The organism is Rubripirellula lacrimiformis (genome assembly GCF_007741535.1).
GTDB lineage: Bacteria > Planctomycetota > Planctomycetia > Pirellulales > Pirellulaceae > Rubripirellula > Rubripirellula lacrimiformis.
Genome location: NZ_CP036525.1, coordinates 6,958,630 through 6,977,682, shown reverse-complemented (window position 1 = coordinate 6,977,682; position 19,053 = coordinate 6,958,630). Strand labels below are relative to the sequence as shown.

Sequence of the window (19,053 nt, the reverse complement as noted above, 5' to 3'; positions counted from 1 at the left end):
ATACGCCTTATTCTGCGTCGGCGTATCGTTTTTGCAGGGATTCGACTTCCATCGATCCTTCGTTCATCGCCTTCATTGCTTTGACGGCAACTTCTGCGGCCGCGATCGTCGTGATGCAGGGGACCCCGGCTTGGACAGCGGCAGCTCGAATCCGGCCTTCGTCGGTTCGCGCGCCCTTGCCGCTAGGCGTATTGAGGATCAATTGCACGTCGTCGTTCTTCAGGTAGTCGATCAGATTCGGATGTCCCTCGGCCAATTTTTTGACCTGGGTGACAGCGACGCCGCCTTCCTTCAATCGGGCTGCGGTTCCCGAAGTCGCCAAAATCTCGAATCCAAGGCTGATCAGTTCGGTGCCGATGGCGATCGCCGCTTCTTTATTGCGGGACGACAGGCTCATGAAAATCTTGCCCGATTCGGGAAGCACGCTGCCGGCTGCGATTTGGCTTTTCGCAAATGCGATCGAGAAATCGTTGCTGATCCCCATCACTTCGCCGGTGCTTCGCATTTCTGGCCCCAGCACGATGTCGACGCCCGCGAATTTGCGGAACGGGAACACGCTTTCTTTGATCGACACGTGCCGTGGGATCGGTTCGGACGTGATGCCCAATTCTTTCAGCGTCATGCCGGCCATCACCTTGGTTGCGATTCCCGCCAAGGGGACACCGGTGGCCTTGGCCACGAACGGCGCCGTGCGGCTGGCACGCGGGTTGACTTCCAGGATGTAGACGATCGGTCCGTCGGCTTCCTGCTTGATCGCAAATTGAATGTTCATCAAGCCGATGACTTGCAATCGTTTGGCAAGCCGTTTGGTGGATTCGCGGATCTCGTCGATGACGGCAGGCGACAAACTGAACGGTGGGATCGCACAAGCCGAGTCGCCGGAGTGGACGCCGGCCTCTTCGATGTGTTCCATGATGCCCATGATCACACAATCGGTGCCGTCGGAAACCGCATCCACGTCGACTTCGGTCGCGTCTTCTAGGAAGCGGTCGATCAGGACCGGTTGGCCATCGGCGACAACAAAGGCTTCGGCAACGTAGCGTTCAAACTGAGGTTGGTCATAGCAGATTTCCATCGCTCGCCCCCCCAGCACAAAGCTAGGGCGAACCAGCATCGGGAAGCCGATCAGTTTGCCTTCGCGGCGGGCTTCTTCCATGTTCCGGGCGATGCCGCTCGGTGGCTGTCGCAGTCCCAGTTCGTTGATCAGTTGCTGGAACAGTTCGCGGTCCTCGGCAGCGTCAATCGTGTCGACACTGGTGCCGATGATTGGCACGCCCGCTTCTTGCAATCCGCGAGCCAGGTTCAGCGGCGTCTGTCCGCCGAACTGCACGATCACGCCATCGGGTTGAACAGCGTCGCAGATGTTCAACACGTCTTCGATCGTTAGCGGTTCAAAGAACAGGATGTCGGATGTGTCGTAATCGGTGCTGACCGTTTCCGGGTTGCTGTTGACCATCACGCTTTCGATGCCAATTTCGCGAAGCGCGTAACTAGCGTGACAGCAGCAGTAATCGAATTCGATCCCCTGTCCGATACGGTTGGGACCGCCACCCAAAATCATGATGCGTTTCTTGTCGCCCTTGGGCGGCAATTCGGTTTCCGCTTCATAGGTGCTGTAGTAGTACGGCGTGTAGGCTTCGAATTCGGCCGCACAGGTGTCCACACTCTTGAACACGGGGCGGAGTCCCAGTTCCAATCGTTTGGTGCGAACTTTGGTTTCGGTGGTTCCGAAGATGTGCGCCAATTGGCGGTCCGAGAAACCGTTTCGTTTGGCCGTCCACAGATCATCGCGAGTGATCTTCGCCAGTGACCCGATTTCAATCAGACGAGTTTCTTCTTCGATGATCTGAGACAGGTGATCCAAGAACCAAACATCGATATGAGTGATTTCGTGGATTTGGTCGATCGACATGCCGGCCTTCATCGCGTAACGGATATGGAAGATCCGTTCCGCGTTGGGCGTGCTCAGTTTGGCAGTGATCTCGTCCATGTCGGGCTGTTCTTCGGTGCCCCACTTGTCGCGGTTATCGCTGCCGAGTCCGAAGGCGCCGACTTCCAATCCACGCATCGCCTTTTGAAACGATTCTCGGAAACTTCGTCCGATCGCCATCGTTTCGCCAACGCTTTTCATTTGCGTGGTCAGCGTCGCATCGGCTTCGGGAAACTTTTCGAAGGCGAAGCGAGGGATCTTGGTGACGACGTAATCGATCGTCGGTTCGAAACAGGCTTTTGTTTTTTGTGTGATGTCGTTGGGCAATTCCCACAACCGATAGCCAACGGCTAGCTTGGCGGCGATCTTAGCGATCGGGAACCCGGTCGCTTTGCTGGCCAGCGCACTGGATCGGCTAACCCGCGGGTTCATCTCGATCACGATCATTCGACCGGTGTCGGGTTTGATCGCAAACTGGATGTTGCTACCACCGGTTTCGACACCGATTTCGCGGATCACGGCCAGCGAAGCGTCACGCATCCGTTGGTACTCTCGGTCGGTCAACGTTTGCGCTGGCGCGACAGTGATCGAGTCTCCCGTGTGAACGCCCATCGCGTCAAAGTTTTCGATGCTGCAAATGATGACGACGTTGTCATCCACGTCGCGCATCACTTCCATTTCGTATTCTTTCCAACCGATGATCGATTCTTCGATCAGCACTTCGGTCACCGGTGATTGATCCAGTCCGTTTTGGCAAAGCGAATCGAATTCGTCTTTGTTGTAGGCGATGGCTGATCCGGATCCGCCCATCGTAAAGCTGGGACGCACGACCGCTGGCAGTCCGACTTTCTTGAGCGCCGCGCGAGCCTCTTCCAAGGTGTGCACGGTGTACCCTTCGCAGACATCCAGTCCGATCTTTTCCATTGCCTCTTTGAACTGGTCACGTTCTTCGGCTTTGGCGATGACCTTGGTGTTGGCCCCGATCATTTCCACGTTGTACTTTTCCAGCACCCCGTTGGCTTCCAGTTCCATCGCTGCGTTCAGCGCGGTCTGGCCACCCAATGTCGGCAGCAGTGCATCGGGGCGTTCCTTTTCGATGATCTTTTCGATCATCTGCCAGGACAGCGGTTCGATGTAGGTTGCGTCAGCGGTACCAGGATCGGTCATGATCGTGGCGGGGTTGCTGTTGACCAGGACGACCCGGTACCCCTCCTCGCGAAGCGCCTTGCAGGCCTGAGTTCCTGAATAGTCGAACTCGCAGGCTTGGCCGATCACGATGGGACCACTGCCAATGATCAAGATGGTTTTGATGTCGTCGCGGGCGGGCACAGGTATAATTCCAGCAGAGATTTGTTGTTCAGATGTCCACGCGCCGCCGGTCAAGGCAGGCGCACTTGCATGCGCTCGGGCAAATTCCCGGCCAGAATAACAAAACATCGCCGACCCGTAGAGGACGGGACAAACGCGACTAATCAGCCGTTTCCGGTTACTTGGTGGGTTTGGACGGGGCCATGATGGGGGTGTCCCATCCCGCCAGGTCTAGCGGACGCACGCCGCGGCGAAATCCGTTGAAACGGAATGTCGACGGGTGATAGGGGCCGACCAGGTCGACGTTCAAATCCCCGGTGATCGCATCTTCCATTCCCATCGCCCACATGCTGCCGTTGATCAACATGCGGCGAAATCCATCGTTTCGCAGGTCTTCGCTGGCACCGTAGGTCGTCGTGAATACTCGGCCGCTCTGGTCATCTTTGCCGGTATAGGTGCGGACCCAGACGCCCGGGCAGGGCGACTTGTCCTTTGCCGGCGGCGAATCTGGCGTCATCCCGTCCAACGGTTGGGCGTTGGCCAGCACGAGGCTGCCGGGCATCGGATCGACCCAGTATCCACCGGCTTCGACCCACGGATTTTTGACGCCTCGCAGGATCGGGTGATCGGCCTGTTCCGGCACGATGTCCAATCGAGTGCTCATCACGTGGTTTTTGCCGTAGTGGCTGACCCAGGTTTCGCCCAAGATTTGGCGGCCAAAACCGCCTTTCATTTCCTCGCCACGATACTGGTGGTCAAATCTGGCGAACGCCGAATTGGCGGGAATCTTGAACGCATGGGTGCTCGTTCGCGTCCCCACGACGGGGCCACCGCGTTCCAAATAGTCCACGATCGGCTGCATCTGTTCGGCCGGGAAATTTTGAAATCGAAGTCCAAACACCAACAGATCGGCCGTTTCGATCACATCGGTATGCGGCATATTGCTGTTGCCCGGATGGATGAATCCGGTTTCCGGATCCACGTTGAACAGTACCGTGCACTTGAAACCCAGGTTCTTTGCCATGACGCGTGCCATCGCTGGCAAAGCTTCTTCGCTGCGGTATTCGTGGTCACCGGCTAGGAAAACGATGTGTCGCCCCGCACCTGGCCCCGATTCGCCCTGGTAAACCAGCGGACCGTCGTCCGCTTGGGAACAAGAAATGACGGCCAAAGAGAAGCACAGGATTGCAAACAAACGCATGTGGAAAGACTTTCGTCGGAATTTGGGATGGGGGGGATCAGAACGGGATCGCGTCAACACCAACCGTGCGGTCCCGTGGATCGTTGGCCAAATGTCGGCACGCGAATTAGCCGAAACGGCCGATGACATGATTTTCACAGAACCGATCAACCGAATCAGCTGATCAATTGCCGGATCATTTCACCTTCGTTGACGGTCGGGCGTTCGAGTCGACCCTGGTGATTATAAGACAACTTTAGTCGGTCCAGTCCCATCAGGTGCAAGATACTGGCGTGCACGTCGTGGACGTGGGCCCGATTCTCGATCGCGTACAGCCCCAATTCGTCGGTCGCACCGATGGTTTGCCCACCGCGGACGCCGCCACCGGCCATCCACATCGTGAACCCGGTTGGATTGTGATCGCGGCCATCTCCCTTTTCGCTCATCGGCGTGCGACCAAATTCTCCGCCCCAAACGACCAACGTTTCGTCCAGCAGGCCACGTCGCTTCAAGTCCGACAACAGTCCGGCGATAGGACGGTCGACTTCGCCACAGTATCGGGAGTGATTGGATTCGATGTTCGAGTGCGCGTCCCAGCCGCTGCCGGTGCCGCTATAGAGTTGGATGAATCGGACGCCGCGTTCGACCAACCGCCGCGCCAACAAACAGATTTTGCCGTACGGCTGAGTGCGTTTGTCGTCCAATCCGTACAACGCCTCGGTTTCGGCGGATTCACGCGATAGGTCCACCGCCTCCGGTGCAGCAGCCTGCATGCGGGCCGCCAATTCGTAAGATCGGATGCGGGCATCCAATGTCGAAACATCGGCAAGCCGGTCCGCATGCTGTCGATTCAGTTGGGTAATCAAATCGAGTTTCCGCATCTGGCGTTCGGCGGTCATCCCGGCAGGCAGTTTTAGATTCGCGATCGTTTCGCCGGTCGGCCCATCGCCGATCGGGGTGCCTTGAAAGGTTGCTGGAATGAAACCGGGACCCCAACTGCGAACGCCGTTGACCGGTTGGCTCTTTTTGTCCTTCATGACCACAAACGCGGGCAGGTCCTTGTTTTCGGTACCCAGCCCGTAGGTGATCCAGGAACCCAGCGAGGGACGTCCGCCCAGGATCGATCCTGTGTTCATCAAATTGCAGCCGCCGGCATGATTGATGCCTTCGCCATAGCAAGATCGAATGATCGCCAAGTCATCGGCATGGGCAGCGGTATGCGGAAACCAATCACTGATCTCCAGCCCGCTTTCGCCGTGACGTGACCATTTCCGTTTGGATGCTAACAGCGGGGCGTTCTTTTCGCCCATCGCCAGGATCGGTGCTTTGAAGCTGGTGGGGAGATCTTTCCCGGCCAATTCATTCAACAGCGGTTTGCGGTCGAACGTGTCCATCTGGCTCGGGCCGCCTTCCATGAACAGAAAGATCACGCTTTTCGCCGTCGGTGCATGATGCAGTCCGATGGGCGATGTCGATTCGGCCATCGCGGTTTCGGCCATCAATCCTTGCAGCGCTACTGCGCCAAAACCGGCGCCGGCGGATGCTAAGAATTCACGACGGCTGCGCATCGTCTGGACATGCGGGACCCCGGCGCGGCGGCACAGACTGGATTGGTTCGGTTTCATCGGAAAGGGCCTATTCCACGAACAAGAATGCGTTGCTGTTTAGCAGTACGTGACAGGCATCGACCTGACCGGTTTCGCCGCTGGTCACCAACGGGCCAAGCAATTCGATTGTGACCGGATCGGCGGGGGATCCGGTCAGGATCTGGTGCGCCCGGTCAATGAATTGCTCTGCGAAATCGTCGGCGATGACTCCGTCGGAAGAACCAGACTGCGGCGTTTGGACGTCCTTGCGAACTCGAGACGCAAACTGAGCTGCGGTGTGCAGGATGCGGGCGTTGTTCAGCATCATCAACGACTGGGGAGCGGTCGTCGTGACATCGCGTTTGGCGGTTCCAACGATGCCGGGCGGGGCGTCCAACGCCCCCAGCATTTCGTCCGTTCGATTGCGATATCGTCGGATATAAATGGAACGACGGCCTTGGGTACCCGATGGACCAGGACCGTTCATTTGATCGATCAAGTTGTCCATCGCAACCAACAGGGTGTCGCGATATTGCTCGGCATCCAATCGGCGAACCGTGCGATGCCAATGCAGTCGGTTGGATGCATCGATCGCAAGAGCGGATTCGGCGTCGGGATGGATCGCAGATTGTTGGTAGGTCGCGCTGGTGACCAGTTCGCGCTGGATCGCTTCGATCGACCAACCCGAATCCACCAATCGGTTGGCCAAATGATCTAGCAGTTCAGGATGGCTGGGCGGTTGCCCCAAGCGACCAAAGTCATTCGGGCTAGTCGCTAATCCTTGACCAAAGTGATACTGCCACAATCGATTGACCATCACTCGCGGGGTGATCGGATTGTGGGCATCGGTGATCCAACGCGCCAGTGCGGAACGTCGGCCGGTCGACGATGGCGCGTCGATCGGTGGCGTTGGGGCCAAGTCCTGGCCACCAAAAATTTCTGGCACGCCAGGCGAAAACTGTTTGCCCTGGCTGCGGCCCGGTAACCGGGTTGGCCGGATTTCGCCCTCGGCATCGACGACGCTAATCAGATCGGCAGGTGCGTACGGGTTGGCATCCCGTTGGTCCAATTGGCGAAGAATTTCGGCACGGCGTTCGTATCGTTCTTTGCCCAACGCGGACTTGATCTTGCCGTCCTGCAACGCTTCTTCGACCACTTGGCGGGCGACGATGTAATGCAATTGGTGTTCATAGCTGTTGCGATTCGCCGCGGGTTTTCGATACGCCGCTTGCACTTCTTCGGGAAAGCGATCGACCTGTGCTTCGCCCATCTTTTCAAGCGTGTCGGATTCAACCGCCCGCAGTTCATCCAATAACGATTGGACTTCGCGCGATGGTGGGGGTGGCTGTTGTCGGTCGACGAATAGAACCGGTTCAAAAACGCTGCGAAACCGAAAGTAATCGGATCGTGGGATCGGATCGAATTTGTGGTCGTGACATTTCGCACAGGCCAGTCCGGTCGACAGGAAGACGTCCGCGGTGACATCCGTCATCTCGTCAACGATGACCTCCCACTGGCCTTCGGCATCCCGCTGGTTGTATTCGAAAATACCAAGCCGCAAAAATCCGGCCGCGGCGAGCGCCCGGTCGTCGTTGGGCGCGATTTCGTCACCGGCAATTTGCAACTGCACGAATTCGTCGTAGGGCATTTTTGAATTGAACGCGTCGACAACGAAGTCTCGATAACGCCAAGCCTGTGGGCGATACGCGTCGGCACGGTACCCGTCGGATTCGGCATAGCGAACCAGGTCTAGCCACAGGCGACCCATGCGAGTGCCGTAGGCCGGGTCGGCAAACATCGATTCGACCAGTCGGGCGTATGCGTTGGGGCGACGGTCCTGGACGAATTGACGAATCGCGTCGGGGGACGGCGGCACGCCCAGCAGGTCATAGGAAAGCCGGCGAATCAGGCTGCGCCGATCGGTGTGTGGTGCACGGTGCAGTCCCTGGGCATCCAATTGGGCGTCGATAAATCGATCGATCGCAGTTGGCGAATCGACGCCGGGGACCGGTGCCGGTACCACGGGGCGTGTGATCGGTTCGGCCGCCCACCATGGGGCATCGTCGAGATCGGTTTCGCCGTGGCCCGCTTCGGTTTGGATGGGCCAGGCGGCGCCATCGCGGATCCAGCGTTCGATGTCGCCTTTTTCAGTGGCCGACAGTGGTTCGTCGGGCGGCATTTCCAGTCCGTCGTACCGAATCGCAGCGACCAACAGGCTGGCGTCGGGATCCCCGGCAATCGCCGCTGGACCGCTATCGCCGCCGGCGGTCAGTGAATTGGCCGTGTCCAGACGAAGGCCGCCTTCCCGATCTTCGCCGCTATGGCATTCATAGCAACGGCGGATCAATAGCGGACGGATTCGCGATTCAAAGAAACGCAAATGTTCGTCGGTGGCGCTAGTCGTCGGTTCGGCAATCGCCGATGGGCAGGCAGTCGCGATCCATCCAGCGGTGAACAGAAAAGATGCTAGGCAGGCTGCAGCGGTGGGGTGCTTCACGGAGGGATTCTCGTAGGGAGGCCAGAGAACCCTAATAGAGTAGCCCATCATGAGGCGGCAACGCGACCGTTCTTTTCTGAATTTTCTCGGCGGCCGGATCTGGCCGTCATGATCAACTGCAAGGCGTCGTAGGTCGCATGGGCGACGATCGGGACCAGCAAATTGCCGGAATACATCAGCAGGACGCCGAAATAGACGCCCATCACCGCGGCCACGGCGATGTACAGCTTGGTCAACGGATGCACCAATCCAAACGCGATCGACGACACGATCAGGCCAGCCACGATCGCAACCGTGGGCGAACTGTCCGCCGATTGCGCCATCGTCCAGCCGTCGGCGATCCAGTACATCAGCCAGCCGCGGAACAGCAATTCTTCGCCGATTCCCGCGCACAGGCTGATCACGATCATTTCCGACGTCCGCAGTTGCAACAGCGCGGCGACCGCGCCATCGTCGTTAAGCCGTTCCAGGGCTCGGACGGGTTCCCATGGAATTCGTCGTAGGACCTCGATCGCGGCCAACATCGGGAATGCAGCCAAAAAACCGTATCCGATTCCGCTGGCGATCGGCATCACGGCGTCCCAGTCGATGGCCGGGACGAATGCGGACCAGTGAATCTCGGGGATCATCTCGCGGGCGTCCGGTCCCAATCCCCAGCCCAACAGGATCGCGAGCACGCCGAGCGCCGATTCGAACAGCACCGTTGTTACGAAGACTTCGTTGGCCGATTGCATTTCGGGTTGCTCGTCGTCCATGCGGGTGGCTTTGCCTGATTTTTTGAAGTTGAGATTGGGGGGGGGGAGACGGCCGATGGCGGGGCCACCATTGTGGCACTTGGTGGTCTGAATGTAGACCCTGGGCGAAACCGGCTAACCAAACGGTCGACGGGCAGCTAAATTGGTGGCATGACCGACCCGTGTGACCCACCCGGCGGCTTCCAGCCTGCCCCGAAAAACGGAATTGCTGCCGACGCGATCGTCGTTGCGGAGGATCTTAGCGATGACCAGCGTCAGCGGATCGCCAAAGCACTGGCTGATCCTCAGCGATTTGCCATCTTGGACTGCATTGCCGCACGGACAGAGATTCCTTGCAAGGCGTTGGTGGCCGAGTTTCCGGTGACTCAGGCAACGATCTCGCACCACTTGAAGGAACTGGTCGCGGCCGGTTTGATCCATTCACGTCGCGACGGGCAAATGGCGATTTTGTCCTGTCGCCGCGATGTTTGCGCCGCCTATGCGAATGTGTTGACCCTGCGTTTGGTCGCTCCGCCGATTCCGCCTTCCACCGAGCTGCCGGCGTGACATTTCCTACGTCGCCTGCGTCTTGGTCCGCCGAATCGGGGGATCCAAGCAAGTCTCAGTGTTTGATCAGTTTCGGAAGCAATCTAGGCGACCGCGGTCACAGCATCGCAGAGGCCGCTAGGATTTTGGCCGACAGCCCGCTGACGGTGAATTTCGCCGCTAGCCGGCTGTTTGAAACGCCGCCGATCGGTGGACCCGAGGGCCAGGATCCGTTTCTAAACGCTGTGGCGGCGTTCGATACCGACGCGACCGCGCGGCAGGTGTTGGCGTTTTTGCAGGAAACCGAAAACCAGCTGGGCCGCCAACGACGGCAGCGGTGGGGAGCCCGGTCGATCGATCTGGACGTGGTGCTGCACGGTGAATTGATCGGCGGAGGCACAGGGTTGGTTGTGCCACATCCACGCTACACCGCGAGGCAATTTGTGTTGCAACCGGCTTGTGACGTCGCCCCACACTATCGGGACCCGCGGTTCGGGTGGACGATCCAGCAATTGTCGGATCATCTCGGGCAATCCGCAGCGTCATTGGCCCTGGTCGGTGGCCAGGATCTGATCCGCCGCCAACTGTGCATGCGTGTGGCGGACGAACATGGCGTCACGGTCTTTACCGATCCCGATGCCGGTATCGATCTGGGATCCGATAGGACGGTGCCATGGATTTCTAGCTTTGTGCCGGTGCTGCCTCGCATCGGCCCGGCGCTGCCCGGCACGCCTGTGGGTGGCGACCTTGACGCTGATCCGAACGCTGGCCGGGTGTCTGGCCGGGTTCTTGATCCGGCGGTCCCGCGTTTGGTGACGCGGATCCAGCGATCCACGCCCGATACCGCGTGGCCAGCGCCGCACCAGATGTGGCCGTCGGGCTGGGCTTGGCCCGAATACCGCTTGGAAGTGGACGACATGGATTGGGCGGTTTCTGAACTCGTTTCGGCGCTGGCGTCGATGCAGTGCCCGATCCAACCGGTGACCAGCGATGGGGCTTGGTGGACCGAGCTGATCTGAACCAGCGGGACCCACAGTGCGGGATGCCAGCCAGTCAAAGCCAGATGGGCCGGAAACGATCGGATCGACCGATTGTCTGATCGCAGATCCCCTCTCTACTGGCAGGTGGCCTAGCGTTCACTGGTGCGGGTTGTGCCGATATTTACGAAAGATTTGCCAATCGTTCGTTGCATATGGCCCCCCTTCCCCTCAACATGGGGCGTGCGATTCCAGGTCGGGGGGGCAGTCTGGGGTGGCAGATGTCAATTCAGAATGCACCTATGTCATGAGCCACATCGATGTTGCCCAGTTGGAAACTTGGACGCGGGCGATCCGCCGCTCCGAAGCCATCCCTTGCATCCACCTCCGTTGGCCGACGCAGGCATCGCCGACGGCGCTCTCAGATTGAACGACTAGAAGTTCGGCAATTGTTGGCACGCGAGGTCGCTGGCGTGCTGATGGCGGACGACACGTGGTCGGGCACCGTCGAAGTCACCGGCGACGTCACCATTCCCGATGGTGTGAATCTGACCATCGATCCGGGCACGGTCGTCAAATTTCGAGCCAGCCGCTGGCTTAAAGGCATCGGTACGGTGGACGCGATCGGGACCGCAGCAAATCCCATCATCTTCACGTCGCTGGAAGATGATACCGTTGGCGAAAGCTTGTCCAGTTCGGGCAGCGGCGTTCCCGTGCCGGGCCAATGGGAATCACTTTATCTGGAAAGCGACACGTCGACTTTGTCCCACGTCGAAGTGCGGTATGCCGGTTCGACTACCAGCCCGAACAATGGCAACAGCGTGGGGGCTGTCGAGGTTCGTGCCAATGCGTCGCCGCAGATTTCCGATGTGCTGATCACGAACAGCAACTTTGTCGGAATCGACATTGAATCCGGAAGTCCGACTTTGCAAAACGTCAGGATCACCGACAGCGACGCGTTTGCGATCCGCCAAGCCTTTGTGGCCAACCCAACTTATGACTCGGTGAGCGTCCAGGGCAACCTTGGCGGCGATCACGTGCAGTTGGCCGGCGGTACAATCCGAACCGATCGCACATGGGACTTCGATGGGCTGCCGGTTCACCTGACCAACAACGTTACCATTGGCTCCCTGGACGGCACGCCAGCGACTTTGACGGTCGTTCCCGGCAGCGTGATCAAGGTCGCCCAAGCGCAGCTGATCAGTGCCAATCCGGGGATCTTGCATGCCCAGGGAACCGTCGATGCGCCGATTGTGTTCACGTCCCTTCATGATGATACCGTTGGTGGTGATTCGAATGCTGATGGGGACGCTAGCGCGCCGGTGCCCGGCAATTGGGAATCGATCTATCTGTGGTCTGACGAATCGGTACTGGACAACGTCGAGGTGCGCTATGCCGGTTCGACCTCCGGTCCCAACAATGGCGACAGCCTTGGTGCGGTGGAAATCAAGGCAAGTCCATCGCTTCGTAACGTTCGAATTTCAAACAGTGATTTCATTGGGATCGATATCGAATCGGGGGATCCGACGTTTCAAAACGTGGTGATCTCTGACAGTGATGCCTTCGCCATTCGTCAGGCCTTTAGCTCTGATCCAACCTACGATGGCGTCACCGCGGTGAACAACGCCGGCGGAAATCATGTGCAGTTGGCCGGCGGCACTCTGTACGCCGACCGAACTTGGGACTTTGATGGGCTGCCGGTCCACTTGACCGGTGACGTTCGGATCAGCCAACTGGATGGGACGCCAGCGACGTTGACGATCGTTCCCGGCAGCATCATCAAAGTGGCAAACGCTCAATTCATTAGCGCCGACCCGGGGATCCTGAAGGCCCAAGGCACGCCCGATGCACCCATCGTTTTTACTTCACTGCAAGACGACACGGTCGGCGGTGATTCGAATGCAGATGGCGATGCCACTTCGCCAGTTCCGGGCAATTGGGAGTCGATCTATCTGGGGACGGACGAATCCGTGCTGTCGAACATCGAAGTTCGCTATGCAGGTTCGCTGGCCGGTCCCAACAACGGCAACAGCGTGGCCGCGGTAAAGATTTTCGCTAGTCCATCGCTGGACGATGTTCGCATCGTCGATAGCAATTTCATCGGAATCGATATTGTATCAGGCATTCCACGTTTTCATGACGTGGTGATTGCTGATAGCGATGCATTCGCCATTCGGCAGGCTTTCGCTGCCGATCCCATCTACGATGGCGTCACGGCCATCAACAATGCCGGTGGCAATCATGTGCTGTTGGCCGGCGGAACTCTGAAAACCGATCGTACCTGGGACTTCGATGGCTTGCCGGTCCACTTGACTAGCAACCTTGATATCGGGGTAACCGATGGTGTCCCAGCAACGTTGACGATTGTTCCCGGCAGTGTGATCAAGGTTGGTGCGGCCCAGTATATCGGCGCCGACCCAGGGATCTTGAAAGCCCAGGGGACGGTCGACGCGCCGATCGTGTTTACTTCGTTGCATGATGACACCGTCGGCGGCGACTCGAACGCGAATGGGGATGCCACTCAGCCGGTGCCTGGCAACTGGGAAACGATCTACCTGGGGTCCGATGATTCGGTGCTATCGAATGTCGAAGTTCGCTATGCAGGTTCGCTTGCCGGTCCGGATAACGGCAACAGCGTCGGTGCGATTAAAATTTTCGCCAGTCCATCGCTGGGCAATGTTCGGGTTTCCGACAGCAACTTCATCGGGATCGATATTACTGCTGGAAATTCAACCCTTCAAAACATTGTGATCACCGATAGTGATTCGATTGCGATTCGGCAGGCGTTTGATTCTGACCCAACTTATGACGGTGTCACCGCTAACAACAACCTTGGCGGCAACCATGTGCAGTTGGCCGGTGGCACGCTGAGAACGGATCGCACCTGGGACTTCGGTGGCTTGCCGGTTCATTTGACCAGCAACCTTAGTATTGGGGCAACCGATGATGTCCCGGCAACGTTGACGATTGTTCCCGGCAGTGTGATCAAGGTTGGTACGGCCCAGTATATCGACGCCGGTCCAGGGATTTTAAAAGCCCAAGGGACCGCCGATGCACCGATCATGTTCACGTCGATTCACGATGACACGGTGGGGGGCGATTCCAACGCAAATGCAGATGCCACATCGCCCGTCCCAGGGGATTGGGAATCGATCTACTTGGCGACGGATGAATCGGTGTTGTCCCATGTCGAAGTCCGCTATGCCGGTTCGACCTCCGGACCGAATAACGGCGACAGCATCGGTGCGGTAGTAGTGTCTGCAAGTCCGTCGCTCAGCAACGTTCGTATCTCTCATAACGATTTCATCGGGATTGACCTTCAATCCGGATCTGCGACCCTGCAGAACGTGGTGATCACCGACAGCGACGCATTTGCGATCCGTCAAGCCTTCGCGGCCGATCCGATCTATGACGGTGTCACGGTCCGCGGCAATGCTGGTGGCAATCATGTGCAATTGGCCGGCGGAACCTTGAAGACAGATCGAACCTGGGACTTTGACGGTTTGCCGGTTCACTTGGTCAATGATGTAAATATTGACGCATTGGAAGGCGTCCCGGCAACGTTAACCATCGTTCCGGGCAGTGTGATCAAGGTCGCTACGGCCCAGTATATCAGCGCCGGTCCAGGGATTCTAAAAGCCCAAGGGACCGCCGATGCGCCAATCATGTTCACGTCAATGCACGATGACACGGTGGGTGGTGATTCCAATGCGAATGCAGATGCCACATCGCCCGTCCCAGGGAATTGGGAATCGATTTATTTGGGGACCGATGAATCGGTGCTGTCGCATGTCGAGGTTCGCTATGCGGGGTCGACTTCCGGCCCCGATAATGGCAACCGCGTTGCGGCGATTGAGATGCGCGCCGATGCATTGGTGGCCGATACCACGGTTGCATCGTCGAACAATCGTGGCGTTCGTATCGCCAGTGGGGCCAACGTCGAACTGAATCGATTGCGGGTAATCAATGTTGATGCACAGGGCGTGCATGTCGATGATGGCAACGTAACGATTACGGATTCTGATTTCATCGGCAGTCCCGAGGGGATTCTGATTGACAGTGGATCCAGCGCGACGGTTACCGGCAGCAGTTTCGTGGGTCAGACTTCTTTTGGTGCTGACCAGCTTGGTTCGGATCGATCCGCGGCGAATCTGACCGGCAACTATTGGGGACATCCGGGCGGGCCTCATGACGCGTCGGGTGCCGATGGATTTGTCAACGACAACCCGCTGGGCACACCGGTGGGTGATTACGTTGATTACGGTTCATTCCTGTCGGTCCCACCACGTCCGCTGGGACCTCGAGCGATCGAAATCAAACGTTTGGATCCTCGGCCGGTTGCGACCCATCATCGCTATCAGGCCGATCGAAACGCATCTGACGAATCCGGCACCCGCGACGGCAAATCGGTAGGATTCGTTTCCTATGGTCCCGGTCGGATTGGCGGCAATTCGTTCCGCTTCGATGGCAGCAATCGAATCGATTTGGGAGCCTGGGCACCGGTTGGCGAATGGACGATCGCCGCGTGGGTGAATCCGGCCGAAGTGCCCGCATCGGGACGGATCAGTATTGCTGGGATCACAAACTCGTTCGCTGATTGGGCGATCTTTATCCAGGATGGTAACTATGTCGCCAACACGTACTACGGGATCGTCGACAGCGGCATCGCTGCAACGCCCGACACCTGGACTCACGTCGCGGCCACTTATCGCGGAACGAAACTCAATTTGTACATCGACGGCGTGCTGCGCGGCAGCATGGAGATACCTGTTCCGTATTCACCCAGTGGGGCGGGGGTCAGCATCGGCGGCAATGCCTACGTCGGCGCCACATCGTTAACGGGATTGATTGACGAAATATCGATCATCGAAGGCAGCGTCAGTGATGCTGGAATTCTATCCTTGCGCGACAATGGTTCGGTCGATCTGGTTTCGCCTCCCGAACGATTGCAGGTCACTTTCGATTCGCCGATCCTGTCTGATTCTGTCGACGTCGACGATCTATCGATCAGTGGGCCGGACTTGGTTGGGATCGAATCGGTCGTCGCCATCAACGACCGTACGATCCAGGTGACACTATCGGACGCACTGGTCAACGCGGGCGATTACACGCTTGCGGTTGGGCCAGCGATCTTGGGGACCGCTGGGATTGCGATGGATCAAGACCTGGATGGTATCGCCGGCGAACCGGGGGACGATGTTTTCCATGGTGTGTTTAACGTCGACCGATCGGGCCCGCAGATTGTCTCTCAGTCGCCCGCGGGGACGACATCGTCTGTGCTGACCTCGATCACGGTCACGTTCAATGAACCGATTGACCCAGCGACGTTGACAGCTGGTGCGATCGATTTGATTGACGAAGCAACCTTGGCCGCTCTTTCAACCTACAACCCGGATGCGATCCTGGACGGATGGAAGGTGCGCGGGATCGATTCGCCGGGCACGTTCGCCAATCTGGATCACGCGGAAGCTTTGCTTGCCGATGATCGCGCGGCCGGACGACGTGCGAGCGAGATTGTTCCGACCATCAACTACGGAGCGGTTGGCGGATCCTTTGCCGGTGACCGTGTTCTGCCGCTAGATCCTGAGAACCAGGGCAGCTATTTGGCGTGGGAAGCCACTGCCAATGTGGTGATACCGACGGCGGGCCAATGGACCTTTGCGATCGGAAGCGATGACGGATACTCGCTTTCGATTGGCGACTTTTATGCTCACCACCCCACCGGGCGAACTTTTGCGACCGATTTGGTCACCTTCGATTTTGCGGCCGCCGGCGAATATCCACTGCGACTGGTGTTCTTTGAACTGACGGGGTCTGCGGGGTTCGAACTGTCGGCGATCGAAGGCGAAGTGGCAACGTTCGATGCCGACACCTTTAAACTGATCGGCAGCGAGGATGGGCTGGCGGTGACGACCAGTCCCGTTCTGCCAACCAGTCCGATTCCAATTCTGAGTGTCGAACCGCAGGATGACACCAACACCACATTTCGAATCCACTTCCCACCACAACCGATTGATGGTGACTACGAACTGCGTATCCAACCGGTCGCCCGCGATACTTCGGGCAACCTGCATGATCAAAACACCAACGGGGTCGGTGGCGAAGCCTCGGACGTCTACGTCAGCACGATCACCGTGGATCGGCAACCACTGCGGATTGTTTCTCAAGATCCAACCGGGACACAAGTCGGTGCTTGGGAGTCGCTATTGGTCACGTTCAACGTGCCGATTGACCAGGGCAGTTTTTCGACCGGTGATGTTCGAATCACCGGTCCGGCTGGATTGGTCACTCCCACCGGTATTGAACGGATCAATGACACCACCTACCGCATTCATCTGACTCGCAGCACTGCGGATGGCGTCTACAGCATCATCGTGGGGCCGGGGATTGCCGACGTTGGCGGCACGCTAATGGATAGCGACGGGGATGCGGTCCCCGGCGAAGTCGCGGACCGTTACGAGAGTCAGTTAACGGTCGTCGGTGCTGGTCCGTTCGTTTCCGCTTTCACACCGCGTGGCGTGAACCCTGCGCCGCTGTCGTCGGTCAACGTCAAGTTCAGTGAAGCAATCGACATGGCCAGTTTTACTTCGGCCGATGTGGTCATCACGGGCCCCGATGGAAACGTCCCGGTTACCGGCATCACCTTTGACGGCACCCTGACCTACACCTTGTCGTTTTTGCCTCTAGCCACTTCCGGTGACTACACGGTCGCGATTGGGCCGAACCTGACCGACATCGCAGGCACGTTGATGGACCAAGATCAGGACGGGAACGCAGGCGAAGCTGTTCAGGACGTTTTCACAAGTTCGTTCAAAATCGATTCCGGTGGACCCAAGGTCGTTTCGTACACACCCGACTTCGTCACGCGGCCCTACACATTCATTGACATCGTGTTCGACGAGGACATCAACCTTGCGACGTTTACACCGCAAGATATCACGATGACCGGTCCCAACGGCGTGGTTCCTGTTAGCCAAGTGGTTGGCATGGACATGAACAAGGTTCGTGTGTCATTCGGGACTCAAACCACACTGGGCGAATACACGTTGATCATCGGGCCTGACATCCTGGATCCGTCGGGCAACGCGATGAACCAGGACGGTGACGGCATCTTTGGCGAGGCGATCGAGGACACGTTCATCGCGACGGTGACCTTCGAAGCCCCGGACCTATCGTTCGCATCCTCCGTTGTTCCGGCCGCCGCCAAGAATGGCGACATCGTCGCGGTTTCGTGGACGGTCCAAAACACAGGTGACGCAGCAGCCGGGCATCCCTGGACCGACCGCGTGGTCCTTTCACAGGATCGTGTGTACGGAAACTCGGATGATATCCTGCTTGGGACGGTCGTTCATGACACCGCTTTGTCAGCCGGTGCAAATTATACTGCGACCTTGGATGCGGCGATTCCGTTTGGCATTCAAGACGACTACTTCGTTTTGGTTCGCACCGATTCGTCGAACAAAGTGTTCGAAATCGACGATGCCAATAACACGACGATCGCACCGATCAAGATCGCTCTTGCGGACCCGCCGGCCGACCTGATCGTCGACGCGATCACGGTCCCGATCACTGGCTTTATCGGTGACACCATCGATGTGACTTGGCGAGTTCGGAACGACGGTACCGCGACGACGATCGCGACCAGTTGGGTTGATCGCGTCTACCTGTCCAGTGACACCGACCTCGGTGGCGACATCTTGTTGGGTAGCGTGACTCGCAGCAGTTCGTTGGGTTCCAATGCGTCCTACACGATGACCAGTAGTTTCGTCGTGCCCGCGTCGGTTGCCGAAGGCAACTACTTTGCGATTGTGCAGACCGACGCAACCAATCGTGTCGTCGAGCCGACCGCAGAGGGGAATAATACGACGTCATCGACAGCATCGATCGCGATCAGCACCGCGCCGCTGCCCGACTTGATTGCCAGCGGTGTCGCGTTGGCGGCCGGCCAAACGCCGACCAGCGGTGAATTGGTCACCGTCAATTGGACGATTGCCAACGACGGCGATAAAGCAGCCACGTCCGACTGGACTGATGCGGTCTACCTTTCGTCCGACGATGCCTTTTCGAACGACGACGTCCGACTGGGCGAACTAATGACCAGCGACGACTTAGCCATTGGCGGTTCGATCGCCCGATCGGTGTCGGTGCGTTTGCCCGAGTCCGTCTCGGGCGACTACCATTTCGTCGTCGTCACCGATGCGAACAATGACGTCAACGAAGGCGCTGGCGAAGCCACCCCGCCAGCCGCTAGTGATGCCGTCGAAATTTCGTTGTTCCCTTACGCGGACCTGACCG

Annotated in this window: 8 protein-coding genes (1 of these 8 only partly in view); 3 read left to right on the top strand and 5 right to left on the bottom strand. The window is 58.2% G+C overall.

Features of this window, described 5'->3' with window-relative positions; genetic code table 11:
* Nucleotides 1-7: 7 nt before the first annotated feature.
* The 5 genes from carB to K227x_RS24300 form a co-directional block, all read right to left on the bottom strand.
* Entirely contained in the window at nt 8-3,259 is a 3,252-nt protein-coding gene (gene carB, locus K227x_RS24320; RefSeq protein WP_145174047.1) for a carbamoyl-phosphate synthase large subunit, read from the bottom strand.
* 157 nt (nt 3,260-3,416) lie between these two features.
* The gene (locus K227x_RS24315; protein WP_145174045.1) at nt 3,417-4,439 is read right to left on the bottom strand and encodes a ThuA domain-containing protein; all 1,023 of its coding nucleotides are present in this window, start codon (nt 4,437-4,439) and stop codon (nt 3,417-3,419) included.
* Nucleotides 4,440-4,594: 155 nt separating this feature from the next.
* Entirely contained in the window at nt 4,595-5,986 is a 1,392-nt protein-coding gene (locus tag K227x_RS24310) for a DUF1501 domain-containing protein (RefSeq protein WP_246146883.1), read from the bottom strand.
* A 67-nt stretch (nt 5,987-6,053) separates the two neighbouring features.
* Nucleotides 6,054-8,501, bottom strand: coding sequence for a PSD1 and planctomycete cytochrome C domain-containing protein (locus tag K227x_RS24305; RefSeq protein ID WP_218933492.1), 2,448 nt, complete (start codon nt 8,499-8,501; stop codon nt 6,054-6,056).
* 47 nt (nt 8,502-8,548) lie between these two features.
* The gene (locus K227x_RS24300; protein ID WP_145174036.1) at nt 8,549-9,256 is read right to left on the bottom strand and encodes a CPBP family intramembrane glutamic endopeptidase; all 708 of its coding nucleotides are present in this window, start codon (nt 9,254-9,256) and stop codon (nt 8,549-8,551) included.
* A 150-nt stretch (nt 9,257-9,406) separates the two neighbouring features.
* Here K227x_RS24300 and K227x_RS24295 point away from each other — a divergent pair, with 150 nt between their 5' ends.
* From K227x_RS24295 to K227x_RS24285, 3 genes are all read left to right on the top strand, one after another.
* On the top strand, nt 9,407-9,802 hold the full coding sequence (locus K227x_RS24295; protein ID WP_145174033.1) for an ArsR/SmtB family transcription factor: 396 nt from the start codon (nt 9,407-9,409) through the stop codon (nt 9,800-9,802).
* On the top strand, nt 9,799-10,800 hold the full coding sequence (gene folK, locus K227x_RS24290; protein ID WP_145174031.1) for a 2-amino-4-hydroxy-6-hydroxymethyldihydropteridine diphosphokinase: 1,002 nt from the start codon (nt 9,799-9,801) through the stop codon (nt 10,798-10,800). The genes K227x_RS24295 and folK overlap by 4 nt, the downstream gene beginning before the upstream one ends.
* Nucleotides 10,801-11,078: 278 nt before the next feature.
* Nucleotides 11,079-19,053 carry the start of a CARDB domain-containing protein gene (locus K227x_RS24285; protein ID WP_145174027.1) on the top strand. The gene runs 26,969 nt beyond the window's last position, so only the first 7,975 of its 34,944 coding nucleotides appear in the window; its start codon is at nt 11,079-11,081; its stop codon lies off the right edge, out of view.